The organism is Phocaeicola barnesiae DSM 18169 = JCM 13652 (assembly GCF_000374585.1).
In the GTDB taxonomy this organism is placed as follows: domain Bacteria; phylum Bacteroidota; class Bacteroidia; order Bacteroidales; family Bacteroidaceae; genus Phocaeicola; species Phocaeicola barnesiae.
Genome location: NZ_KB894656.1, coordinates 20050 through 46314 on the forward strand (window position 1 = coordinate 20050; position 26265 = coordinate 46314).

16 protein-coding genes and 1 pseudogene are annotated in these 26265 nt (G+C 47.7%); 3 read left to right on the plus strand and 14 right to left on the minus strand.

Annotated elements, in window-relative coordinates:
* Positions 1–10: 10 nt before the first annotated feature.
* The 5 genes from C510_RS0112840 to C510_RS0112860 all read right to left on the minus strand — a co-directional run bounded on the left by C510_RS0112840 (position 11) and on the right by C510_RS0112860 (position 3123).
* Positions 11–328 (minus strand): DUF4134 domain-containing protein, encoded by a 318-nt coding sequence (locus C510_RS0112840; RefSeq protein ID WP_002560983.1) that lies wholly within the window; start codon positions 326–328, stop codon positions 11–13.
* A gap of 201 nt (positions 329–529) precedes the next feature.
* Positions 530–1258, minus strand: coding sequence for a hypothetical protein (locus tag C510_RS0112845; protein WP_004304280.1), 729 nt, complete (start codon positions 1256–1258; stop codon positions 530–532).
* A 16-nt stretch (positions 1259–1274) separates the two neighbouring features.
* The gene (locus C510_RS0112850; RefSeq protein ID WP_004291505.1) at positions 1275–1628 is read right to left on the minus strand and encodes a DUF3408 domain-containing protein; all 354 of its coding nucleotides are present in this window, start codon (positions 1626–1628) and stop codon (positions 1275–1277) included.
* A gap of 2 nt (positions 1629–1630) precedes the next feature.
* Positions 1631–2071 carry a DUF3408 domain-containing protein gene (locus tag C510_RS0112855; RefSeq protein ID WP_004291503.1) on the minus strand — a complete coding sequence of 147 codons (441 nt, stop codon included), beginning with the start codon at positions 2069–2071 and terminating at the stop codon, positions 1631–1633.
* 2 nt (positions 2072–2073) lie between these two features.
* The gene (locus tag C510_RS0112860) at positions 2074–3123 is read right to left on the minus strand and encodes a ParA family protein (RefSeq protein WP_004291492.1); all 1050 of its coding nucleotides are present in this window, start codon (positions 3121–3123) and stop codon (positions 2074–2076) included.
* A gap of 421 nt (positions 3124–3544) precedes the next feature.
* Here C510_RS0112860 and mobA point away from each other — a divergent pair, with 421 nt between their 5' ends.
* The 3 genes from mobA to mobC are packed head-to-tail and all read left to right on the plus strand — an operon-like array spanning position 3545 to position 7248.
* Positions 3545–3973 carry a conjugal transfer protein MobA gene (gene mobA / locus C510_RS0112865; RefSeq protein WP_004291488.1) on the plus strand — a complete coding sequence of 143 codons (429 nt, stop codon included), beginning with the start codon at positions 3545–3547 and terminating at the stop codon, positions 3971–3973.
* On the plus strand, positions 3952–5199 hold the full coding sequence (gene mobB, locus C510_RS0112870; protein ID WP_004291483.1) for a conjugal transfer protein MobB: 1248 nt from the start codon (positions 3952–3954) through the stop codon (positions 5197–5199). The genes mobA and mobB overlap by 22 nt, the downstream gene beginning before the upstream one ends.
* Positions 5200–5229: 30 nt before the next feature.
* The gene (mobC, locus tag C510_RS0112875; RefSeq protein ID WP_004291482.1) at positions 5230–7248 is read left to right on the plus strand and encodes a conjugal transfer protein MobC; all 2019 of its coding nucleotides are present in this window, start codon (positions 5230–5232) and stop codon (positions 7246–7248) included.
* A 131-nt stretch (positions 7249–7379) separates the two neighbouring features.
* Here mobC and C510_RS16540 read toward each other — a convergent pair.
* The 9 genes and pseudogenes from C510_RS16540 to C510_RS0112920 form a co-directional block, all read right to left on the minus strand.
* Positions 7380–10634: pseudogene (locus C510_RS16540) on the minus strand (P-loop NTPase fold protein).
* 16 nt (positions 10635–10650) lie between these two features.
* A complete protein-coding gene (locus C510_RS0112885) occupies positions 10651–11781 on the minus strand; it encodes an ATP-binding protein (protein ID WP_004291480.1) in 1131 nt (376 codons plus the stop codon).
* Positions 11782–12082: 301 nt separating this feature from the next.
* Positions 12083–12688, minus strand: a complete 606-nt coding sequence (locus tag C510_RS0112890) for an RteC domain-containing protein (RefSeq protein ID WP_004304269.1) — start codon at positions 12686–12688, stop codon at positions 12083–12085.
* A 238-nt stretch (positions 12689–12926) separates the two neighbouring features.
* The gene (locus C510_RS0112895; RefSeq protein WP_004291474.1) at positions 12927–13349 is read right to left on the minus strand and encodes a dihydrofolate reductase family protein; all 423 of its coding nucleotides are present in this window, start codon (positions 13347–13349) and stop codon (positions 12927–12929) included.
* 279 nt (positions 13350–13628) lie between these two features.
* Positions 13629–14951 (minus strand): sigma-54-dependent transcriptional regulator, encoded by a 1323-nt coding sequence (locus C510_RS0112900; RefSeq protein WP_004291471.1) that lies wholly within the window; start codon positions 14949–14951, stop codon positions 13629–13631.
* The gene (locus C510_RS0112905) at positions 14944–17262 is read right to left on the minus strand and encodes a hybrid sensor histidine kinase/response regulator (protein WP_004291467.1); all 2319 of its coding nucleotides are present in this window, start codon (positions 17260–17262) and stop codon (positions 14944–14946) included. Before C510_RS0112905 ends, C510_RS0112900 begins: the two co-directional genes overlap by 8 nt.
* Positions 17262–19187, minus strand: coding sequence for a tetracycline resistance ribosomal protection protein Tet(Q) (gene tet(Q) / locus C510_RS0112910; protein WP_004291466.1), 1926 nt, complete (start codon positions 19185–19187; stop codon positions 17262–17264). Before tet(Q) ends, C510_RS0112905 begins: the two co-directional genes overlap by 1 nt.
* 657 nt (positions 19188–19844) lie before the next feature.
* On the minus strand, positions 19845–25661 hold the full coding sequence (locus tag C510_RS0112915; protein WP_004291462.1) for an N-6 DNA methylase: 5817 nt from the start codon (positions 25659–25661) through the stop codon (positions 19845–19847).
* The gene (locus tag C510_RS0112920) at positions 25651–26238 is read right to left on the minus strand and encodes a DUF1896 domain-containing protein (RefSeq protein ID WP_004291461.1); all 588 of its coding nucleotides are present in this window, start codon (positions 26236–26238) and stop codon (positions 25651–25653) included. The genes C510_RS0112915 and C510_RS0112920 overlap by 11 nt, the downstream gene beginning before the upstream one ends.
* Positions 26239–26265 lie beyond the last annotated feature (27 nt).

Below are 26265 nucleotides of genomic sequence, written 5' to 3' on the forward strand. Positions count from 1 at the left end.
ACATTATTTATTAAAGGAAGAATGAGCGCAGGATGGTGGCGGCAACAATCAGGAAGATGCACGCGCCGAACCACGAGGCGGCTGTCTTGCTGGTGTCGGGGTCGCCCGATGAAAACTTGCCGTACACTTTTACGCCCCCGATAAGCCCGACGACTGCACCGATGGCGTATATCAGTTTAGTTCCGGGGTCGAAATAAGAACTCACCATAGAGGTGGCTTCGTTGATGCCCGCGATGCCGTTTCCCTGCGCGAAAGCGGAGGCGGTTGCGGCGATGACAAGTGCCGCGGAGAGGATTGCTTTTCTGTTTTTCAAGATGTTCTTGTTCATAAACTGTTCTTGTTTTTTGCCGTCAAAAGGGTGGATGGTCCTTTGTCGGGCGGTTGATACTTTGTTTCTTTACTTTGGTTTTAGTGGATGCCCGTTTGTTTCCACGGACGTGGGCGTGTCCGTTGCGGATGGGGATGCGCCTTGCGTTTCCTCGCCGCGTGGGTTGATGTCATTCTTTCATGTTCATTTCTTTTATTGTTGTCATACATAGTTGCGAATGTCGAACTCCTCGATGTTGTCCGGCACGACGAACTCCTTTTCAGATTTCTTCAGCCGAATCTCGATAAGCCCCTTGATGCGGATGCCTATCTCCGAAGAGCCTTCCATCATTTTCTCGTACAACTCCGTGCCCTCCATGTCGGTGAACACCTTAGCCGCCTTTTCACGTTCCGCCTGTGTCGCGTCCGGGTTTTTGGCGGTCTTGCAGGCGTCGTCAATCTCGTCAAAGCTGCTGCCCGAAGCCCGTGGCGTGTCCGAGGCGTCCTCTTCCGGTTCGTCGTCCCCGTATCCCAGTTCCTCCGGCGGTATGCTCGTGAAGGTCTCATCGAGTTTTTCCTCCGGGACTTGTGCCGGGCGGGATGCGTTTCCCGTTTTTCCGTCGTCAAAAGTAGCCTCTTCCTCCGACAGCTCAATGCCTTTTTCAATAGTGGCGGCTTCTTGCGTCGGTATGGCAGCGGTTGTCCGGGTGGATGCCATCCTGAAACGGCTCTTGCCGATGATGTCCGCCTTTTCCGCAGGGACTTCCTCGTGTGCCGCTATGCGTTTAGCCTCATTCCCGTCCAGTGACCGCCATAATCCGACAATGCCCTTGAAGAAGCGGACAATCCGCGTGTCCATGATGCGCTCGTAAAGGAGCAGGAACAGGAACCAGAGGTTGCAGCCGACCGATACCGCCAGCAGAATGTCTGTCATGCTGATTGTGTAATTCATATCCTTCCGTTTTTGGTTAGAATACTGAATTGTAATTTCGGGCATAAAGGCTCTTTATCGCATCTTCGCACTGGTTGAAGTGGTGCGTCAGCACATGGTCGATGTAAGCGGACAGCGTAAGCCGGTCATGCCCGATTACACGGGTGATACGCATGATACGCTCGTGGTACTCCGGGCGCACATACGCCATCTTCCCCTCACGTGCCTTTACTTCCGGGTCGCGGATGAACAGGCGTTCATAGTCCTTCTCACTGCATTTGCCGCTTACCGGGACAGGCGACAGTATTTCCACACTCGCCTGCACTTGGGTAAACATACCTCCGCAGTCTTGCTGTGGTCTTTTTTCATTCGGTGTCATTTCTTTTTCCATTTTCAAATCAGATCTTCACGTTGTTTCTTGTACAGTTCGTTGATTCTCTCCTTGTGCTGTTCCAGATGCTGGCGCAGCACGGTATCCACATATCCGCCTACTGAGATTTCCCCTCCGGCGATGTCGTTCACGATTCTGAGGATCTTGCCGTGGACGTCACGGCTGATATAGACACATTGGCGGGTCTTTATCTCGTTGCGGCGCAGGAATAGCTCGTTGTAGTCCTCGTCCTGCCTTTTCCGGCGTCCACTTTCCCTCTGCGCTTTTTCCCGTGTTACGGGTTGCACAGGAGATGGTTCCGGTGCGGCGGTGTCCTCTTCGGTCGGTGCAGCTGCGGGTACTTCCTGTGCGGGGCGCAGTGTCCCGTCCTGTGTGCGCCGCCCGATGGAGGCTAACAGCAGTTCCTCGTCGATGCCTTCCGTGTTCACTTTCCTGCTGCCCATGCTCACTGCGGTCTGATGATGTCGCTTATCTCTTCGGAAAACTCCCGGATGCCACTCCCTTTCAGCAGTGCCGTGTCCATCGGGAAGATGGTGGAGCGGAAAACGCTCTTGCGCTCTTCCGAAAGGTCACGGCGGAACTTCTTGCTGTCGGGCAAGCGGGTGGAAAGTACCGGAAAGCCCATTTCGGCTATCACTTCCTCGTAGATGCCGTACAAGTCGTTCCTCTCCCTGCCGTCCACCATCGTCCAGAACAGATGCAGCCCCTTTGTTTTCGCCTGTCCGGTAGTCATCAGCCTGTCGCGGAACATCGTGACGAATTTCAGGGTACTCTCCACGACAAAGCGGTCGGCACTCAGCGGAGTGAAAATGTAGTCCATCTGCGAGAGCGTCTTTATCACGCCGTTGCTTCGGAGTGTGCCGGGCATGTCGAAGAACACCACGTCGGGTTTCACGTCCTCAGTGGCAATCATCCTCTCGGCATCGTCGAGGGCGTTCACCGCATTGCTTTTGACGATGGTGTAGGCGTTCTTTTTGATCCGGCGGAAATGGTCGCAAGCGAGAGCCTTGAAGTAGGTGCTGCTGTCGATAAGCCCCATTTCGTGTTCGCGCAGCCCGTGGATGCTGTGCTGCGGGTCGTCGCAGTCCACGACGGCGACATTGTAGCCTTTCACGTTGTGCAGGTAGCTGGCGGCAAGTGCCGTGACAGTGGATTTGCCGATGCCACCTTTCTGTGTTGCGAATGCAACGAAGATTTCCTTACTCATAGTTCCATTTATTTTAATTGTTGATGATTTGTTTTTCTGTTTCCATACGGATTTGGCTGTCGCACCATCCGCTTCCGTGACTACACACGCAGGCGGGTCGTCGCGTATCCGGTTCTGTGGTGAAGCGGTGCGTCGGACAAATGGTGATTGACGACATTGCGTCATGAAGTCATTGAATCCATACGTCACCGAATTGTCGGAGAACCGGGTTTCCGACGGTTCGGGTATCCGTTTCGGCAAGTATCCGAAGAAGCGGATTTCCGGGTATTTGAATGTTCCGTTTATCATATCTTCAAATCGTTCGTTTCTTGAATCATGCTGCAAATAAACAAGTATATTTTGGAACCTGTATCACTTCTCCGGCAAGTGGCGGCACGTTGCGCCGGTTGGCAGTCATTGACCGGGTCAAGCATCTGTCCGATACCGCTTTAAGGGCGTAACTTTGCACCCGGACAGCAGGGTTCGCCGATGACGCGCGGCCCGGAGTCCTGAAAGGTATTTTCCCAATCCGTCCCCTGACGGATTTTTATGTTCACCTGAACATAGCAAGATGTCTTTTCAGCCGCTCAAAATATTTTGAGCAGCCACGAAAAGCACTTGCCCTTGCAGGGGGCGGGCTTTCCCTCCGAAGTCGGGAAGCCTTTCAGAACTGCGGTGCTGTAATCCGAAGCGGCGGCTTATGCCGTCAATCCGCTAAATCCAAAGTAATATGAAAGAGAAAAGGAAAAGCAAATCAGGGAGAAATCCCAAACTTGATCCGGCGGTGTACCGGTACACCGTCCGTTTCAACGAGGAGGAACACAACCGTTTCCTCGCCATGTTCGGAAAATCGGGTGTCTATGCACGGTCTGTTTTCCTCAAAGCGCACTTCTTCGGGCAACCGTTCAAGGTGCTGAAGGTGGACAAGACGTTGGTGGACTATTACACCAAACTGTCGGATTTTCATGCACAATTCCGTGCCGTGGGTACGAATTACAACCAAGTCGTGAAGGAACTGAGGCTGCATTTTTCAGAGAAAAAGGCGATGGCGTTGCTCTACAAATTAGAGCAACACACCGTCGAACTCGTGAAACTGAGCCGCCGGATTGTGGAACTTTCAAGGGAAATGGAGGCAAAATGGTCGCAAAAATCAGTGTAGGAAGTTCGTTGTACGGCGCGATTGCCTACAACGGGGAGAAGATTAACGAGGCGCAGGGGCGGCTTCTCACCACCAACCGCATCTACAATGACGGTTCGGGAACGGTGGACATAGGCAAGGCGATGGAGGGTTTTCTCACCTTCCTGCCACCGCAGATGAAGATCGAGAAGCCGGTGGTGCATATCTCTCTCAACCCGCACCCGGAGGATGTGCTGACCGATATTGAGTTGCAGAATATCGCCCGCGAGTATCTGGAAAAACTCGGTTTCGGAAACCAGCCTTATCTTGTATTCAAGCACGAGGACATCGACCGCCACCACCTGCACATCGTGACGGTCAACGTGGACGAGAACGGGAAAAGGCTCAACCGGGATTTTCTCTACCGCCGCAGCGACCGTATCCGCAGGGAACTGGAACAGAAGTACGGATTGCATCCGGCAGAACGTAAAAATCAGAGATTGGATAATCCGTTGCGCAAGGTGGCCGCATCGGCAGGTGATGTGAAGAAGCAGGTAGGCAACACCGTGAAGGCTCTGAATGGGCAGTACCGTTTCCAGACGATGGGCGAATACCGTGCGCTCCTTTCCTTATATAATATGACGGTGGAGGAAGCGAGGGGCAACGTGCGCGGACGGGAGTATCACGGGCTGGTCTATTCCGTCACGGACGACAAGGGTAACAAGGTGGGCAACCCGTTCAAATCCTCGCTTTTCGGGAAGTCCGCAGGCTATGAAGCCGTACAGAAGAAGTTTGTCCGTTCCAAATCGGAAATCAAGGATAGGAAACTGGCAGACATGACGAAACGCACCGTCCTTTCCGTGCTGCAAGGCACTTATGACAAGGACAAATTTGTATCCCAACTCAAAGAGAAGGGCATCGACACCGTACTGCGCTACACAGAGGAAGGGCGCATCTATGGGGCTACCTTCATCGACCACCGCACGGGATGCGTGCTGAACGGTTCGCGCATGGGTAAGGAGCTTTCGGCGAATGCCTTGCAGGAACACTTCACCCTGCCATACGCCGGACAACCGCCGATACCGCTATCCATCCCTGTGGATGCTGCGGACAAGGCACACGGGCAGACCGCCTACGACAGTGAAGATATATCGGGCGGTATGGGCTTGCTCACTCCCGAAGGTCCGGCGGTAGATGCCGAGGAAGAGGCTTTCATCCGGGCGATGAAGCGCAAAAAGAAGAAAAAACGCAAGGGCTTGGGTATGTAATCAGAGTATCAACAATTAAAAAATCAATGTATGTCACAACAAGAAGACGATTTGAGGGCATTGGCGAAAATCATGGATTTTCTGCGTGCCGTGAGTATCATTTTAGTGGTCATGAACGTGTACTGGTTCTGCTACGAAGCCATCCGGCTGTGGGGCGTGAACATCGGCGTGGTGGACAAAATCCTTCTGAACTTCGACCGCACGGCGGGGCTGTTCCATTCCATTCTCTACACGAAGCTGTTTTCCGTCCTTTTGCTTGCCTTGTCCTGTCTGGGTACGAAGGGTGTCAAGGGTGAGAAAATCACTTGGGGGAGAATCTGGACAGCATTTGCCGTCGGGTTCGTGCTGTTTTTCCTGAACTGGTGGTTGCTGCCCCTGCCGCTGCCGCTTGAAGCGGTGACGGGACTGTATGTCCTTACCATTGGAACGGGCTATGTCTGCCTGTTGATGGGTGGTCTGTGGATGAGCCGCCTGTTGAAACACAATTTGATGGAGGATGTTTTCAACAACGAGAACGAGAGTTTCATGCAGGAAACGAGGCTTATCGAAAGCGAGTATTCGGTCAATCTGCCGACACGTTTCTATTACAGGAAACGCTGGAACAACGGTTGGATCAATGTAGTTAATCCCTTCCGTGCGTCCATCGTGTTGGGTACGCCGGGCAGCGGCAAGTCCTATGCCGTGGTAAACAATTTTATCAAGCAACAGATTGAAAAGGGCTTTAGTCAATACATCTACGATTTCAAGTATCCCGACCTATCTACTATTGCCTACAACCATTTGCTGAACCACCCGGACGGCTACAAGGTAAAGCCGAAGTTCTATGTGATCAACTTCGACGACCCGCGACGCTCTCATCGGTGCAATCCCATTCACCCGGATTTTATGGAAGATATTACGGATGCCTATGAGAGTGCCTACACAATAATGCTCAACCTCAATAAAACGTGGGTGCAAAAGCAGGGCGACTTCTTCGTGGAGTCACCTATCATTCTGTTTGCCAGTATTATCTGGTATCTCAAAATCTATCAGAACGGGAAGTTTTGCACGTTTCCCCATGCTATCGAGTTTCTGAACCGCCGTTACGAGGATATATTTCCGATACTGACCTCTTATCCGGAGCTGGAGAACTACCTTTCGCCGTTCATGGATGCGTGGCTTGGAGGGGCTGCGGAGCAGCTCATGGGTCAGATAGCGTCGGCAAAAATCCCGCTTTCGAGGATGATTTCACCGCAGCTCTACTGGGTGATGTCAGACAGCGAGTTTACGCTGGACATCAACAATCCCGAAGAGCCGAAAATCCTCTGCGTGGGTAACAATCCCGACCGTCAGAATATCTACGGTGCGGCACTCGGTCTGTATAATTCCCGTATCGTGAAGCTCATCAACAAGAAGGGGATGCTGAAGTCATCGGTCATCATCGACGAGTTGCCCACAATATACTTCAAAGGGTTGGACAATCTTATAGCTACCGCCCGAAGCAACAAGGTTGCCGTGTGTCTGGGCTTTCAGGATTTCAGCCAGTTAGTGCGTGACTACGGGGACAAAGAGGCGAAAGTGGTGATGAACACTGTCGGCAATATTTTCTCCGGTCAGGTGGTGGGGGAAACAGCCAAGACGCTCTCCGAGCGGTTCGGTAAGGTGTTGCAGAAACGGCAGTCCATCTCCATCAACCGGCAGGATGTTTCCACCTCCATCAACACGCAGATGGACGCGCTCATTCCACCGAGTAAGATTTCCGGGCTTACGCAGGGAATGTTTGTCGGTTCTGTATCCGACAACTTCAACGAGCGTATCGAGCAGAAGATTTTTCATTGCGAGATTGTGGTGGATGCCGAAAAGGTGAAACGGGAAGAAAGTGCCTACAAGAAAATTCCCGTCATTACAAACTTCACGGACGAGGACGGCAACGACCGCATGAAGGAAACGGTGCAGGCGAACTACCGGCGCATCAAGGAAGAGGTGAAGCAGATTGTGCAGGAGGAACTGGAGCGTATCAAAAACGATCCGGTGCTGTGTAAACTGCTACCAGATAATGAGACTGTCTAACAAGTCCCCAAAATTGAAAATTATCCCTATCGAAGTTTGAAGTGACCCCCAAAAGTTGGATACAATTTTTTTGGGGGGCACTTCAGTTCTGACGGGTAAAATCGTAAAATTCGGACTTGTTAGACAAATACTTACGCGGTTTCAACCTCAGGTACTGAATCTATCGAATTGACAAATTTAACCAATTGCGGATCTGAATCTTTTTGTATGTGGTTTCGGAGACTCTTTTTCAATTCATAAGCATCATCCCCTGCTGTATTTATTAAATCCATATAAAAATCTTTGTTTTGCAGAATCAATGAACGGCATGCCCCATCGGAAATTACAGGTTTCACTATTTTATCAATAACGTCTCCAGCTTGACTTTTCAAATTACCATGCGATCTAAGCCATGTTTCGAAAAATTGAAACTTTATTGCATTGATAGTCTTTTTACCGATGCAGAAATCATTTCTTATATCGGTAACTGTCGATTTAATTTTTCGTTTATCCAATCTTTCAACTATATTCTTGAAACAATTAGGGAAAGGATTCAAACTTTGAGTTCCAGAAGCAATATCCATCAGAATCTTTTTGCCAAATTCAGTCAAGTTATCTGGCAAGGATTTGATTTTAGCCAGTAAATGTTTTATTGCGACAAACCAATAATATGATGTATGTGCTGTTCTTTGGGCGTATAATGTATCAACACTTATTTCAGACAACGCTTCGAACGCTATTTTATTGATATGATCGGTCAGGACATTGCTTATTTTAGTGGTCAAATCGTAAAAAGATGCGTCAGGAATTACATCTTTAATATTGTTCTTAGTGATATACTTATCCAAATCGGTATTCCACTCTGCTAAATGCTCGATAAATACCTCATCCGTTACACCTATTCTGTTCTTAATATCTTCAAATTGGGGCAATATGTCTGAGAGCAATAATTTATAGCCAAGTTTATGATTTACCATGTATTGTAGTGTTTCATTTAATAGCGGTATATTCCATCCCACACTATTTACTAATAAGTCTCCATGATCCACATAATAGTCCATGAGTTCTGCAACATATTTTATATCTCCACCCTCTATTAAGGAAACGGAATGACCATGTGCCAATTGCATGGCGACTAAATCGTAATATCCAGACTCTTTAATGTTTCGGCCATCAGTTTCTAATTCAGAATGCAACTGATTTATGTAGGTTGAATCTAACGTTACAGGTAAAGGTCTTTCTTCGTCAGATGCCAATAAACGATAGGTTGTAAATATAGCCCCTATATTATCTTTATTTACATTCTGTTCATCAATGCAATTCGTGATCGCTTGCAAAAGCGTTGGAAACGTATAGGTAGAATTATCTTTTAACGTTTTTACAATATCTGCATGGTCGAAATTATCGGGTAGTAAGTTTGCCAAATAATTATCGAGCGCCTCCGAATTTGTTGCTACTTGATAATATTTATATGCTTTAGTTGTCGCGTTATCCCGATAGGCAGCATCTGTTGCATTTGCAGCTTGAATATAATCGATAAATGTATTTGGCTTGACTGTTTTTGCTTCAATCAATGACGTAAAATCGCACGCCAACTTATTTTGCGCAATAAACCTGTCTATTGCATCTAACGTTTTGAAATAGTCGCCGCCATTGAAGTCATTGAACCGAACTATCTTCTTATATAATTGAGCAATCACATGGTTTTGGCTTTCCGTGTCTAAATGCAACAGCAGTTCTTGGTATTCGACAGGGAACACCTGCTTCTCTATGGATTCTTTTAATTTCAATTGTGCTATTCTTTGCCATACACGCAGAATAACATCGCTCTTTCGAGTTAATTTATGCAAACAATGTATAATCTTATCGATAAGCGCATTGTCCATACATTGTATAACTTCTTCTAATACAGTGTCAAATTGTTTATTAGTCTCTGCATATTGATTTATGTCGTGGTCTTCTTCTCCGTTGATGCAGCCTTCAATATATTTTTTCAATGGAATTTGTCGAGCATCTTCAACATCGACACCATATACCAAAGCTGCAATTTCGCGTTGTGTTTGCAGATCATTGTTAATTATTGTTTGAATGCCATTCAGATAGTCGCCGGACAATATTTGTTCTACTGGATTTGCCAGAATATCCGTCTTCTTCAAACAGAACAATGCTATGTTTATCATCAAAATTTCGTTACACCACTCTTGTTTAAGAGCGACCATCTCATTGATATATGATATAATTTCCCTAACATTGGCATTAGGATTTACCAATCTGAATATCCGATTTATAGTTTCTTTCGCTTCATTTTCTGTTTCTCCAAATGCTTCAACAAACAGTTTGTTGAATATACTTCGATAGTCGGTAATAACAGGAGGAGCAACACGATAAACAATAGGGAAAGTTTTATTGATAAAATACTTGGTCAGTTGTTTCGTTTGTTCGTCGGTCTCATCTCCGAATGCACAAGCTAAATGTGTTTCATCGAAAGGAATAACAGCCCAAACATTTTCAAAACCGCTATCGGCGAAGAACGTATGGATAGAAGACCATAATTCTTTTACTTTTTCAGCGGGGAGACGATCCATGTTGTCAAAAACAAGGACTAATTTACGTTGTCCTTTTTCCTTGATAAAATCAGAAATGTCTTGCATCCATGTTTTGAACTCGTAAACCGTTGGTTCGTCTTCGCTCAAAGTCTCATAGCAAACGTCCTTTTCGACTTTATCTTGATAAATAGCTAACATATAACTCCATCCATATTTATGATCTTTGCTATATGCCCATTTCCAAACGCACAATGCAATAAGAACTGGCAGTGCAGCTATGATAATAGACAATAAAGAAAACCACCATGTTGTGGGTGTAGGTTTTACTGCATACGCAATAAATGTAAATATCGGAGTTAAAACTGCAACCAAAAATGCCGCAACCATACCATTACTGATAAGGGGATATTTTTCGGTTACGGTCTCCGTTTTACGGGCTAATAAATATTTCAGCTTTTCAGACCATGATACGGTTTTCGTACCTCCACCTTTGACTTTTATTGTTGCATTTCCAGATAGGATACCATCATCAATAAGTTTGCTTGTAAGCAATTCCAATATAGAGCGGCGTTGCAAGTCCTCTTGATGTCCCCATGCGTCATACTCAAAAAAGTAATAGTCGTCTGATAATTCACGTTCCAACATTTTAACCACGTTGGATTTTCCAGATCCCTAAATACCTTCGATGCCGATAATTCGAGGTAAAGTACATTCCTCATCCAATGAATCATTCTGACAAAAATGGCGAGCAATAGTTTTTGCCAACCTTTCTTGCGAACCTCCATCGAATTTGTCAATACCACACGGTTTATTTTGGATAAACCGCGGATATTGCTGTTTGGATTGTAGTTTTGTTTCCATATACGTAATTTATTGATTATACGAACTCCAAATAATTCTCCCGATTTACCACATGAAACTCGGCATAGGGATAGGCTTCTTGGAAGGCTTTCGGTGCGGCCGGCATTTTATTTCCCCACTTGAACTCCAAGGCGGTAAGACTGTCGGCACTCTCCTCAATCAGGTCGATTTCCTGTTTGTCGTAGGTGCGCCAGAAATAGAACTCCCTGTGCAGTCCCTCATTGAAGTTCGCTTTGCGCCGCTCTCCGATGATGTAGTTCTCCCACAGCGCACCGACATCCTGCCGAATGGCCAGCGGTGAGAAAGCCCCGATAATGGCATTGCGAATGCCGTTGTCGTAGAAGTACCACTTGCCAGCTTTTGTAACCTCCTTGCGTAGGTTACGCGAATAAGCCCCCAGACGATAGATAACGAAGACCTTTTCCAATAGGTCGAGGTATTTTTCAACGGTCGTCTTGCTCATGCCGAGTTGTTTACCTAACTCTTCGTAAGAAACTTCGCTGCCCAACTGAAAAGCTATCAATCGCAGTAGATCGCGCATCTTGCTCGAATTTTTTAAGCCGTCAATTGCTAAGATATCTTTAAGCAGGTATGCACCGACAATATCACGTAGGTAGTCTGTTTTACGTTCATAGTTCTCCATCATTACTACTTCGGGATAGGAACCGTAAATCAAGCGCGCTTCGAGGTTCTGGCGGGTTTCAAGTGCCGTTTCCGTCTGTGCGATTTCCCGTTGCGAGAATGGTGTAAGGAGAAATTGCGTACTGCGGCCGACCAACGGTTCACCAGTCTTATTCAGCAAATCGAATGACGAAGAACCACTTGCCAAGACACTTATTCCCGGTATTTCATCAACTATCAACTTCAGAATACTACCGATTTGTGGTATGTTCTGTGCCTCATCAATAGCCAGCAAATCAATACCATCCAATAAATGCCGATAATTGGCTATTGAGCGATTCTCCAATAGTGCTAATGTGTCGTAGTCTTCGCCGTTGAGCATCATCGTCCTACCTGAATAGTTGTCCACAATTTTACGCATCATTACCGTTTTACCAACACGGCGAGCACCAAAAATCAGTACTGCTTTATTGGGCGCGATTCGTGCTGTAATCTTCTCTTGAAGTATTCTATTTACTGTTTCCATACCTTATAAAATATAATGCAAAGATAATCATATTTTTTTAATTGGCGAATTTTACAAAAAAAACGGGCTATTAAATGGCGATTTTTACAACCACAATCTTATGGAAGTTGTTTCATTGTTTTTAGTAATGATATATGTTCATACTATGATGACTCAATAATTTACCAGACATACGTTTCTGAAATTTGTCCTTATAGGAATGAAAAACTCACATATATTGTGCTAATTAATATATAATTAAATGAAAATAAAAAGACAGGATACGAGTATTCCTGTCTTCTCATATGTAATGGATATTTTTTTATTTTCTCATCCGCTCCAACTCCTCATCACGCAACATTCTCTCGTTCAGTTTTTCCTGCATCCTGTCAATGAAATAGGTGCGGCTTTCGTTCTTCCGGCGTTTGATATCAGTGTAGAAGCGGTAGCAGTCTTTAGAATCAACCCCGAATATCTTATAGAGAAGTGGGGCGAGCTGTTTGAGCGGCATATTGCCGTTGTTGATGCAGCCCATCACGTCTATGCCGTAGATAAGTTCCACGAGGTCGATGGCATTGCCCGTCCATTGAAGAAGGCTGGCGGTGGTTTCTGTTGCGTTGTTGGCGGATATTAGTGGTGGCACTTGGGGCGTGGCAAGGAATTTCTGCATCTTTCTTACGAAAGACAGAGCCTTGCTGACGTAGGCGGCAATCTCTCTTTTTTCTTCTGACAGATTACGTACGGGATGGTGCTGCAACTCGATTTCGATGTAGGCAAGCGCGATGACGGTAAGGTTCATGTCCATGCCGCCGTTGCACAGTTCGATCACTTGGGTGGCGAAAGCCGTGTATGCCGTTTCCATATTGCAGTCGCCGGCTTCGTTTATCAGGCGGAAAAAGTCGGTTTCCGCCAGCAAGAAATAATTCATGGTTCTGTCAATTTTGAAAATTACACTTTGTTTTCTGCGTGCGCACATGAATATAATTGGCAAAAAACGCGGCAGAAAATAAAAAATCCAACACTCAATTTTACAAAGTGCTGGATTTCAGAGGTATAAAATTCAGTATTTTTTCACAAGGACAAATTATCTCCGACTTAAATTGTTTGTAATCGGAACATTTATTCTATTCCTGAAAATAGAAATGTATGCTTGCCGCACATTTTGGCTATCTTGCTTTTTTATCAAGGATATAGATAATGCGACATACACCGTTGGGATAGCTTTTCAAAGAGGAAAGCGTCCAGTGTTGCTCTGGCAGAGCCGACTTAAAAAAATGTCGTCCGCTTCCGGATATGAAAGGAACGGTGTATAGTATGATTTCATCCACAGCGTGCATCCGCAGCAGTCCGTTTATATAGTCTGCCGTGTCCGGTGTGGCTTCCGCGAGGTAACGGATGTTTGTGCAGTCTTTTCTCCATTCGTGCAGCATTGAAATGGAATAGTCCGGTGTCACACGGTAAAAGGCTTTCTTCCTGATTTCATCAAGACCGCAACGGTCAAGGCACAAATCCTGATGTGCTTTATCATATAACTCTGAAGAAAGACATCCGTCCATCGTCAGTACGGCGAGAATCTGAACTTTACCCATAATCGTTTCCTTTCGTTAGGCAAGGGTAAAAAAGTAGCGTGCAATTCACACTACCTTCAAGCGATGGCTCTGGTAAAGCCTTTACGGAGAGTACGTGAATGCACGCTATGCGTAAGCATAGCATAAGCATCACGCAATCGTCTCCGTAGTTCCAATTTACCAGATTTTCGCTTGAAACGCCTTGCGGTCTTATCCTATATGTTGGCGGCGAAAAGCTCCTGCCAATCGCCGTTTTTCTCAAATGTTATGCAAAGATAGCCAAATTCAGTGAATTACGGGCTATGATTGCTTGAATTTATATTTAAGTCCATACTCTTCAAGTTTGCTGTATAGTGTTGTCCTGCCTATGCCGAGCAGTTCTGCGGCGACACTCCGGTTGCCGTTTGCCTGTTTCAACGCACGCAATATCCGCTCCTTATCCTCCGCGTCATTGCGCAAGGCGAAGCTGACAGTAGAGGTCGGTTTCGTCACGGCAAGTTCCAGATGCTCTTTCATGACAACACCTTCCTGCGCCTGCAATACAGCACCCATAACTTTCTGCCGAAGTTCCCGCACGTTGCCCGGCCATGCGTGTGTCAGCAACGCTTTACGTGCTTCGGAACTGAACCCGCTCACGCTACACTCCAGCTCTCTGTTTGCCATATCACGGAAGAACTCTGCCAGCGGCATAATGTCTTCTTGACAGTCACGCAACGGAGGAACGGTTATCCCGAAGTCGTGCAGGCGGTACAGAAGATCCTGCCGAAAACGCTTTTCATTCACCGATACCTCCAAATCTTCATTGGTAGCAGCGATGATGCGGACATTGAAATTCCGGTCTGCCTTGTCTCCGACCGGGCGATACCGCCTCTCCTGTATGGCACGGAGCAACATCTGTTGGGTTTCCAACGCGAGGTTTCCTACCTCGTCCAGAAACAACGTGCCGCCTTCCGCCTCATGGAAATATCCTTTCTTGGCATTGTCCGCACCTGTAAATGCACCTTTGACGTGTCCGAAGAAAGCCGACGGTGCAAGCTCTTTGGAGAGTGAACCGCAGTCCACCGCCACAAATGGCTTGCCTGCACGTTTGCTCTTGTCATGCAACAGGTGGGCAATATGCTCCTTGCCCGTGCCGTTCTCACCAAATATCATCACGCTCATATCGGTGGCGGCTACCAGCCTTATGCGGTGCATGATTTTCTGAAAGGCGGAACCTTCACGGGCGAATATAGGCATACGGCGTTGTCCTGCCTGACGTTCTTTCAGTATGGAACGGATCAGGGGGACAAGTTTATCCTCCACAAGCTGTTTGGGAATATAGTCTATCGAGCCGAGTTTCATGCTTTCCACGGCGGTATTAACTTCGGCGTAGTCGGTCATAATGATGAAGGGCTGCATCTTTCCCTCCTTTCGCATCCAGCACAAAAGGTCTATGCCACTGCCGTCAGGCAGACGCAGGTCGGCAACCACGATATCATTATCTGTTGCCTGTTGCAGATGTTTCTTCGCGGTTGAGAGGTGGTAAGCCTTCATATTGCGGTAGCCCTCCCGTGACAGCATATTGCAGACATATTCGCAATACACGATGTTGTCTTCCACCACAATTATTTTTGTCTTATTCATCTTCGTATTTTCTCCTTTCCTCTTCTGCCAACCGTATTATTTCCACTCCCTTATCCAGCACGGCAGTCACGGCATGGCTTAACGCTTCACCATCCGGGAGAGCATCGCCACGAAGCAATCCGTAAAGTACATTCAGCGGTTGGTCGGCACGGAGCACCTCCCACGAACTGCGCAGGTGGTGGATCAGGGAATCCAGCTTTTGCAGGTCTTTTTCTTTTGCTGCATCCCGTACCGCCTGCATTTCCTTTTCTGTTTCAGTTATCAACTTTTCCAGCATGACGGCTTCATTGCCATAGGACAATAAGGCGGAAAAGTCCGGTTTCCCGTCCGGTGTCGCTTTTATGGCACACCTGTCGGAAACCTCCATCAGTTCCGATATGGAGAACGGTTTGAACAGGCATCCGGCAAAGCCTTTTGCCAATAGTTCCCCTTTGTTACAACTGCCCGAAGCGGTTGCCACAACCACCGGGATTGTTGGTGAATTGCCCACGTTGGACGAACGCAACAGTTCCAGCAATTCGAAACCGTTTATATCGGGCATATTCAAGTCTGTCAGCAACAGGCTGTATTCTTTCTGGCGTATCATTTCCATCAGTGCCGCAGCATCGGTGCAAGTGTCGCAGTGTATTCCTTCTTGGGAATACATCTCTTTCAGCATCAGAAGTAATACCTCATCATTGTCAATGGCGACAACATCATGGAATTTATTGTTATGATAAACAGGTGTATTGCTTGTATATCCAAGCTGTTCTTCAGCTTCCTGCATAGAAATTTCAACTGTGAAACGACTGCCTTTCCCTTTCTTGCTGTCTAAACGGATTGTTCCGCCAAGCATCGACACAATATTACGCATTATGGCAAGCCCAAGCCCGAAACCCTCCTTTGCGGCGGCATTTGATAGACGTTCAAACGCACCGAACGCTTGTTTCTGTTCCTCTTCTGTCATGCCTGTACCTGTATCTTCAACGACCAGTGTCAGAACTCCATTATCATATTCAGTAATCAAAGAAACACCGCCTTCTTCTGTGAACTTGACAGCGTTTGACAGCAGGTTATTCCCGATTTGTATTATTCGCTCTTTGTCGGTCAATACAATGGCATCGTGTCCAGTCTTCACGGACAAGGACAGCCCTTTGTTCACGGCAACAGGCATGAACTCCGTTTCAAGTGTGTGCGTGATTGCTGAAATCCGGCAGGGTGACAGACGGGGCTGTTCCTTGCCGTTGTCCAGGCGGAAGAAGTCAAGCAAAGTGTTAAGCATATCCCGCATACGGTCGGAGGATTGCAGTATGTTTTGGATATACTGCCCGGACTTATCCTCACACTGTTCTTTCCGTATCAGTCCGGCATAGCCTGTTATTGCTGTCAGCGGTGTGCGCAGTTCATGGGTGATAGTATGTACCGCCTTCTTCCTTGACGTTATCAGTGCCTCGTTCCGTTGTACGGATTGTTCCAGTTGCCTTATCAAATCAGTTGTCTTGTGCTTGTATTGTTTAATGCTTTTTGCATCACGATGTATGATGATGTAGGAAATTAACAACAATAGAAGAACGAATCCCATTAAACCGCCTACTTGCATAAATGACTTTTCACGCATGGCAACTATTTCGTTTTCCCGGCTTTGCAGTTCGGTTTGTACCTTTTCTTCTATTTGGCAAATCAATTCTTGCAGTTGTCTGTTAAGTTCTGCATTACGAGCTGCAAGGCTGTCGGCTTGTTCCGACAATTGGCGATCCTGCACTTTCTGTTCGCTGATTACGTTTCTATTGACCGAATGAAGGATAGTGGTTGATACTGCTGGAGTTACTTCCTTTTTTTTGCCGAATATGCCTAAGAAACCTTTTCGTTTTGGCTTTTTGGACTGTTCCTGCACACTTTTCTGTACAATAACCGGAATTTGATTGGCTATCTTCTTGTTAATAGATTGTTGTTCATCCATTAACCGGACTATCTGGAACATCTGTCGTTCCTTATCCTCTAAAAGACTGCGCACACTATCGATGCGCTCTGCTGGATAGGTGGCCTTGAAACGGCAGAGCATACTGTCCATTGCCATACGCCGTGCATGGTAATGCTCGATATCTTTATCGTTCCATTCCAGTATTGTTTCACCCAATAGAGAAAATTTTATCATTTGAATATTGATATTGTTTATTTCTTTTCGGAGCTCGTCTATTTTTTTATTGCCAAGTTCTAATGCTTCTATCTCCTGCCATTCATAGAGGCTATTATATGCCATACATCCGATAAGAATGGAGATAAGTATATATCCCAACCGTATTGCCTTATAGAAATTTCCTGACCGCTCCATTATTTTAATGACATTGATTTTTGGAACATGAATAAAAGTTTATCTTTTTCGTTCATGCGGATATTATCAGAATAACCGTCTTTTGTTATTTGATACCCACATGGCTTAACCATAAAAATGCCTAAGCCCTTAGTGTACGAACTTACTTCTGAGGCATAGTCTTTACTTGTATTTAATGGAACTTTCCCTTTAATATGACACCACTCATTATTACAACTGATGTCTTCAATCTCAGACATCAGTTTTTGCAAATCTGTAATAGCTTTGGAACTCGCTACTTGGGGTATCTGCAACTCAAAACAGAGCATCGGTTCGAGAATGTCCACACCTGACTGTTGCAAAGCCAGCCTGAAGACATAAGGGGTCAGCTGTCTGAAATCAGCAGGTGTACTTACCGGGCTATAATACTCGGCTTGAGTAAAAGTTACTTTCAGATCTGTCACTTCCCATCCATGTAAACCAGATTGGCAAGACATACGAATCCCTTCAAAAACGGCATTTTGAAAAGAATGGTTCAGATAACCATAGGAGATGTCACTTTCGATTTGCAACCCTGCCCCTAACGGTAAGGGTTCAAGAGTCAGCCCTATTGTGGCCCAGTAAGGGTTGGGTGGTACTTCGATCTGAATAATCTTATTGACCTTTTTTATAGGTCGTTCTTTGTAGATAGTCTTGATCTCATCAAAATGGACCTTTACGGAAAATCGTTCTTCCAGCAATGTCTGTATGATTTCCTTTTGGGTCAAACCATATAACGAGATTTCCAATTCATCACTATATGAGTTTATGGAAAAGGACAAAGACGGGTCTTCAATCCACAATGTATTCAGAGCGGATATCACCTTGCTTCTCTCTTCGGGCTTATTTGGCCGGACGGAGGATTTGAGAGCGGGATGCTGATGAGATAATCCTTGAATCAAACAAGGTTTAGCACCTAAATAATCTCCGATTCGAAAATCTTCTATATCTTCTACAATCGCGATATCATTGGCACCCACTTCATCAACATTTATCTCTCTGCCCTGATAAATAGTCTTTAGATTTTTAATCTTGATGAATTTTTCCGAATCGTTGATTCTTACAACGTCTCGAAGTCTCAGACTTCCGTCAATTATTTTAAGAAAACTTCTTTTATGCCCTTTGGGGTCATGCTCTATCTTATAGAGATAAGCTGAAAGTCTGTTTGAGACTGATGCCGGAGGAAGTATAAAAGAAGAAATGGCGTCCAACAACTCATTGATACCGATATTGAACATTGCTGATCCATGTAGCACCGGATAGACTTTGGCTTTTGCCACAAGAGCGATTATCGTATTCCAATAATCAGCCGGTGAAATTTCGCTATCCGCCAAATATCGTTCTAATATATCGTCGTCATGGTTGCATACAAATTCTTTGTATTCTTCCTTTATATATGTTTGGGAGCAAACCGGATAAACCGATCCATCGACAACAGTTTGCATAAACAGGACATCTTGCGACAGATTTGTTTTTATATCCATATACAAACGCTCCAAATTCACACCGGCACGGTCAATCTTATTGATAAATATAATTGTCGGGATTTGCAGCTTTTGTAAAGTACTGAACAGCAACTTTGTCTGCGCTTGTATGCCTTCCTTTGCGGATAAGATGAGGACTGCTCCATCAAGCATTTTGAATGTCCGCTCCACTTCCGCAATAAAATCCATGTGTCCCGGAGTGTCAATGATATTGCATTTCACTCCATTCCAGATAATAGATGTCGTAGAAGCCCGGACAGTAATTCCTCTACGTTTCTCTATATCCATAGAGTCCGTTATGGTGTCACCATTATCCACACGGCCGCACTTTTCCGTTGCTCCACTGGCAAACAGCAGATTCTCGGTTACGGAAGTTTTTCCTGCATCAATGTGAGCAAGAATTCCTAAATTTATAATATTCATTTGGATTAAGCAATAATATACTACAGTAGATGCATTGTCGAAACGCACCTTTTAATACCTCCTCGTAGCATATGAGAACTACAGGATTACTAACTCGTATTAATATGTATATTATTACTGCCGCATAACGATTACAAAATTACACAAAAAAATATATCTAACAAAAGTGGGAGGATTTTTTAACTTTTTACCATAGACATTTTATTAGGGAAGCGTAGGTTCAACTGGCAAGTACAAATAAGTAGAAATGTTTGAACAACACCGTTTTAGGAAGTTGAAAAATCAAGTTTCTCTCTCGGTATAGCGTTTATTTTGGCCAATATCTTCTTTAGTTTAGCATTTGTGTATTTCCCATTCGTGTTCTATTTAGCTCCTTATTATGAGTATGTAGCAAGTTACTTATCAAATTCAGCCTCTTTGAGGGTCAAATATGGTTTTGCAAATGGTGACTGACAAGACATAAACAAGGTCAGCAGGAATTTTTTACATAAATGGACATGAATGTATATAACCTAAAATAAGAATAAATTTTAATAAGGGCTGCCCAAAAAGAAAAAAATGCAGTTGCCATCCTATAGATACTTGCAGAAAGGATAAAATTTACTTTTAGACCTTTTGGGATAGCCCTTATTAATACTTCAGATAAAATTCCTTAGGTTATATTTTCAATCCTTTGGACCGGGTTTCCTCCTTGGCATACAGTCCCGGACGCCCGATTATGACATGGTTGGCAACGATACTATCCGCCGGACTGCGTATCTGCGGCGGTGCATTTTCGGGATATTGCGCCTGCCTGTTCCTCACATCTTCCGCTTCCGGCTTGAGCTGTTGCCCTTCATTCTCCTTTTCTGCGACTTCGGGCGTGGGTGGCGCAAGCTCCAGCTGAATTTTTCGGTCAAGGGCGGCAAGTTCGGACTTCAACTGCTTCAGCTCGTCCTCCTTCTTCCACACCTTACCCGCTATCTCCTGTAACTGCGGTATCTCCATCTCCAGCACCTCGTTCTTCGCCTTGTACTGGTCGATGATGGAGGGTATCCTCTCCATCGCGTTGAGGAAGTTGCGGGCGGCGGCCAACGGGTCAGCCATCGCCAGATGCCCGTTGTTGTAGGTGTACTTGTAGTTCCCCTCGACCACGAAGCGGTTGTCGGTGAACTCCAATCCCTCTTTGAGTATCCTTTCGCTCACCACCTTTATCGGAAAACCGTAAAGTTCACCGACCTGCGTGTACAACCCTCCGGTCGTGGCATTCTTGGCTATCTCCTGCAAACGCTTTCCGATGACCTTCTCATCGGCGGAATCCACTCCGTCCACCTTTATTATATTAAGGCGGTTGCCCTCCTTGTCGGTCTGCACCACCGACAGGAAGCGGTTCCAGTCCTCCGTCATGGCATCTATGAAAGCCGTGTTGTTGCGCAACTCGCCGGTCTTTGACTCCAGCTTGAACTCCGAATCACGCTTGCCCTTGTTGAACGACTTGCGTTCCCCTTCGAGCGATGCGATCCGCTTTTCCAGTTTCGCCTTGTCCAACAGGTCGGTATTGCCGGAGAGCAACGCCATGTATTCCGAGAAATTCATGCCCGATTTTTCGTCCATTGCCCCCTCGTCGATGGTACGCGCACCCATCGCACCGCTTTTGAGCTGGCTTATGAAAGTCTGCTTGCAGTGCAGGAGGTTGAACTTGTAGCTGTCCAGTGACTTCTCCACCGCGTAGATGATTACATCCACGTTGTTCCCGGCGAAATGTTTGGCAATCTCATTACCTGCCCTAACTCCGCGTCCGTCACGCTGTTGCAAGTCGGACGGTCGCCACGGCGTATCGAGATGATGGATAGCCACACACCGTTTCTGGGCGTTCACACCCGTTCCGAGCATAGAGGTAGAGCCGAACAGCACACGCACCGTCCCGGCGTTCATGGCGTCTATCACCGCCTTCCGCGCCTTGTCGGTCTTGCACTCCTGAATGAAGCGCACCTCGCTTGGCGGTATACCGTAGTCCTCCGTCAGTTTGCGCTTGATTTCCGAATAGACGTTCCACCCGTCGCCCGGCTGGTATGTCCCCAAATCAGAGAAAACGAACTGCGTGCCTTTCTGGGCGTCGTATTTTTGATAATACTCCGCGATCATCTTGGCACAGTGACTCGCTTTGTTGTCGGGATGATCTTCGTAATTCGGGTCTATCATGCGCATGTCGAGTGCCATTTTCCGGGCATAGTCCGTGGCGATGAGCATCTTCGCCTTTTCTTCCGTTTCCGAAAGCGGCAGCCTGCCCAACAAGGTGGCATCGCCCGTCTTGGCGAACTGCATCAGTTTCTGTATGAAGTCCTCCTGTTCCGGCGTGGGCGGTATATGGTGCAGTATCTCGTTCTTGGCAGGACGGTCAACGCCCACATCCTCCGCCGTGCGGTAGTCCGTGATTTCATTATAGAAGGCGGCAAGCTCCGGCACTTTGATGAAGTAGCGGAAACGCTCCTTCTGGACCACATTGTTCGTCACGTTAAATTCAAAATCCGTCGTCTTCTTGGCAAATATCGCCGCCCAAGCGTCGAAACACCTTATGTCCTGCCGTTCCAGCTCCTTCGGGCGCAGGTACTTGAACAGCAGGTACAATTCAGTCAGTGAGTTGCTGATAGTCGTGCCGGAGAGGAAGGTCGCACCCAAGTCTTTTCCTGTGCGCTCCTGTATGGTGCGTATGGCAAAGAGCATGTTAAGTGCCTTCTGGCTTCCCTCGCTGTTTCCCAATCCCGCCACACGGTCGTGGCGCGTGTTGAAAGTCAGATTCTTGAACTGGTGGCTCTCATCTATGAAGATGTGGTCGATGCCCATCTGCTTGAAATCCACCACGTCGTCCGTGCGTGACTTTATGGCGTGTTCCACCTTCTCCAGCTTCGCTTCAAGGTTGTGCTTGCGCTTCTCCAATCCTTTCAGCATCGCCCGCGACACGTTCTTTCCCTGCTGCCGTAGCACTTCGAGGTTTTCCTCCACCGTGTCAAGCTCTGCTTGCAGGATGCGCTGCTGCAATTCCGGCGACTGCGGTATCTTGCCGAACTGGTCGTGCGACATGATGACGCAATCGTAGTCGTTGTTCTTTATATTATTGAAGAAGCGCACACGGTTGGCGGTCGAAAAGTCCTTCTCCGAAGCGTACAGAATACGTGCGTTGGGATATGCCGCCTGATAGGTGGCTGCAATCTCCGCAACGTTGGCTTTCAGCCCGATAATCATCGGCTTGTGTGCCAAATTCAGACGCTTCATCTCATGCGCGGCGATGCACATTATCAGCGTCTTACCGGTTCCCACCTCGTGGTCGCAAATTCCGCCGCCGTTCTGTTTCAACATCCAGACGCAATCCATCTGTGAGGGATAGACGCTCTTGATACCCCGGCTTGCCAGCCCTTTCAGGTTGAGGTCGGGAAAGGTCTGATGGGAGCCGTCGTAGCGCGGGCGCACGAAACAGTTGAACTTGCGGTTATACATCGTCACAAGCCGCTCCTTGAACTGCGGCGACTGCTCTTCGAGCCATTCGGAGAAGCCGTTTCGTATCTCGTCAATCTTGGCGTTGGCGAGTTGTATTCCCTCGCTGTCGCGCATCTTGATGTCGTTGCCATGCTCGTCCTTGCCGATGGACTTCATCATGTCAGGGCAGGTGTTGTGCAGGGCGTGTTTTAGGAGGTGCATACCGTCATAGTTCCGGTAATACCCCTTCACCAGAAACTCGTCCGTGATTTTCATGGTGCGGTAGCCGCACACCACCGAAAACTCGTCCATGCTTGCGGAATAGGCGATTTTCACCTCCGTGTCGAACAGCCGGCTCATGTAGGCGGCATAGACACCCGTCGGAATCCAGCGTTCCCCGAAATTGAAGTCCAGATCCTCGAAGGCGATGCGCTGCGGCTCGGCATCTTTCAGAGCCTCCAACGCCTGCTTCACCTCCGGCATACGCTCATTTTCGGGATTGTCACCCATCCATGCCTCTATGCGTTCCGCTTTCTCTATGACATTTCCGGCGATGAAACGGTCTTTGATTTCGTAACCGGTCACGAGCGGATTGTAGTAGATGCGCCCTTGCAGGGCAGTGAGCAAATCCTCCGCCGTGCTGTCGGTTATCTCCCGCATATAGTCGAGATTGACCGTACCATATTTGTTGAGCGACGCAGACAGGGCTTCTTCGGGAGAGCCTACGTTGGCATGGCTCTCCACCGCGAAGGAAACAGGATGCTCGAAGATGTCCGCCTTGACGAACTTTCCGTTTTCCATCCGTTCCAGCGAAAGGATGTCGCGCCCGCCCGCATCCATCATCACTAACTTCACGTTCTGCTTGGCGTTGAGGTTGCCGTAGCGCATGACAAACTCATCGTAACAGGTATTCAGATGCTCTCGCCACGGAACATTTGCCTCGCGCCGGAGCGATTCATAACGGTACAGACGCTCGTAGGCGTCACGCAGCGACACATACAACAACGCCTTTTCCTTCTGGTATCCTTTCAGGTCGAGCGGCTGGAATGTCGCCCCGTATGGCGTGATGTCTTTCAGGTAGCCGATGTTATGACGCCCCCGGTCAGCCACCAGCGACCCTTCGCGCAGGTGCATCTCCGGCGTGCGGTGGTAGGCACGCGGAGAAAGATCCACGACTTCCTCCTTCGGCTTTTCCGCTTCGATGTCGGGGAAAAGGAAAGTCCCCACCGCTTCCGATGGGGTATCTGTAACGGCAGGTGCGGCGACTGCCTCCGGCTGTGTTTCCTCCTGTCGTGGCTGCTCACGGGAAGTTTCCGGCACGGCTTTCACTTCCGTCTTTTCCGCCACTTGTTTCTCGTTATGCTGCCTTGCCAGTTCCCGAAGTTCTTTCCTACGCTCCGGCGTCAAACCCATCATCATTTCATAGAAACCGTTGATGGGAGGATTGGTATCCCAGTCCAGTGTGGCATAGATGTCGTCCGGGTCGGCAGGCTTGGCGGTGTTCTCCGCTTTCACCTCCTTATTCTCCATTGCGGGTTTTGCAGTTGGAGCTGTCGGTGTAACCGTGACTTTCGGTTTGGGCGGAGTGGACTTTGCCGTAACTGCCTTTTTCACCGTCTTTTTCTTTTTGGAGGTTTTCGGTTGGCTGACCTCTTCCGTCATCCCCCAGAGGTCAAGCAGGGTGAGCTGCACGCCTGCGGAATATTGCGGGCGCGGTTCTATCTCCGGCTTTTCATCTGCGGGTTGCGGCTTTTCTGTCGGAGTTTCCACCGTCTGCGCCGAGGATACTGTTTCCAATTTTATGGCAGGACGCTCTACTTTATTTTGAACGGCAACTTTTTCTTCCGTTCCTGCCTGCCGGATTGAACCCGAATACAAGCGCATGGCAAGCCTGTAATGGAAATCCTCGTCGAGCATACGGCGCAAATCCCCGGCGATGCCTGCTGCCTTGCCCTCGTGCAGATAAACCATAGCGGGCTTCCCGTAGGGGTCTGTGTCAAGTTTCGCCATCGTATGCACGATGCGTTCCGGGTGGTGGATGAAATAGGCGTTGTCGGTCAGGGCGGTTTTCGTGTCCGTCTGTATCACGGTCATCAGCCGCTCGTCCTGCGACATTTCCTTCTTGCTGAGGTTCTTTTGCAGGACAATCAGGTCACTGCCCACCTCCGTGCCCGCGTTGTCCGTGAACAGGTTGTTGGGCAGGCGTATCGCGGATACCAGATTGGCCTGACTGAACAGCTCGTTACGCACGGAGGTCTTGGTGCTATTCAATACCCCTTGCGAGGTGATGAACGCCACGATACCGCCGTCACGCACGGCATCCAGTCCTTTGAGAAAGAAATAGTTGTGGATGGTTTTCTGGGCGGAGCGTCTGCCGAAAGAGTCGCTCCGCTGAAACTCCGCGTCGAACACGGCAATGTCACCGAACGGAATGTTGGACACCGCCAAGTCGAAATAATTGTTGAACGGTCTTTCGATTTTCTCAAAACCGCAGGTGCGCATTTTCTGGTCGGGATAGAGATGCCTCAAGATTGTACCCGTGAGCAGATCCTTCTCGAAAGCCATCACATCCGCATTGGGGCTGTGCCGCAGCATGGAATCCACGAACACGCCGACACCTGCCGACGGTTCGAGCATACGGGCGGGGCGGACGCTGTAATCTGCCAGCACGTCCGCGATGGTGTCGGTTATCTCTTTGGGGGTGTAGAAAGCGGTCAGCACGGACGCTTTCAGCGAATCCACAAACCGCTTGTACTCTGTTTCGTCCTTGCTGTTCTCACGGATAAGCCTGTGCAGCTCCACCGTCGGGGCGAACAGTTCGAGGTCGGATTTCGCCCACCGGACGGCATCCGTCAGTTCCTTTGCAGGGTTGAGGATACATTTCAGACCGCCGAAACCGCAGTACCTTTGAAGTATGGCACGCTCTTCGGTTGTCGCTGTCCTATTTTCCCTGTCAAGGATGAATGCCGTCCGTATCGCCTCGATGTTGTCCCGCAGTTTCTGTTTGCGGTTAAACGCCATATTCGTCTAAGTAAAGGACGGTTGCTCCCGTCAGCTCCGTGTAGAGCAGGTCGTAATCGGAAGACAGGGCGAAATTGTCATCCGAGAGGTCATAGACGGAGAACACGTTGCCGACAAGCGGCAGCAGTTTCAGGACAAAGGCTTCACGCTTCTCTTCCGGCACTTCATCGGCAAACTCGTTTTCCACGACTTCGCGGAGGATGGCGTAACGGGAATAATGCAGCCCGCGCAGCAGCGTGTCCATCGCCAGTTCCTGCGCACCATCGGCGGGATAGCCTTCAAGCCGTGCCCTCTCATACGTTTCGGCGGCACGGTCGGCCCGTTCCCGTATGAAAGCGGTGTCGTCAGCCTGTTCAAACTTGTTCGTGCGGAGATAGTCCAGCAGGTACAGACCGTAATAGGAAAAGTCGGTCTGACCCTCGTTTTTCTTCTTGTTGTTCATTACTTTGGATTTAGCGGATTGATAATTAACGGGATAATCGGTTGGAAAAAGGAAGAAAAAGGCACTCGGTATCCCTCCGAGTGCCACCACTAAATCCAAAGTATGAGTGTAATCCGGTATCGAAGAACAATTCATTACTCTGAACAAGTGGCAAAGTTAATA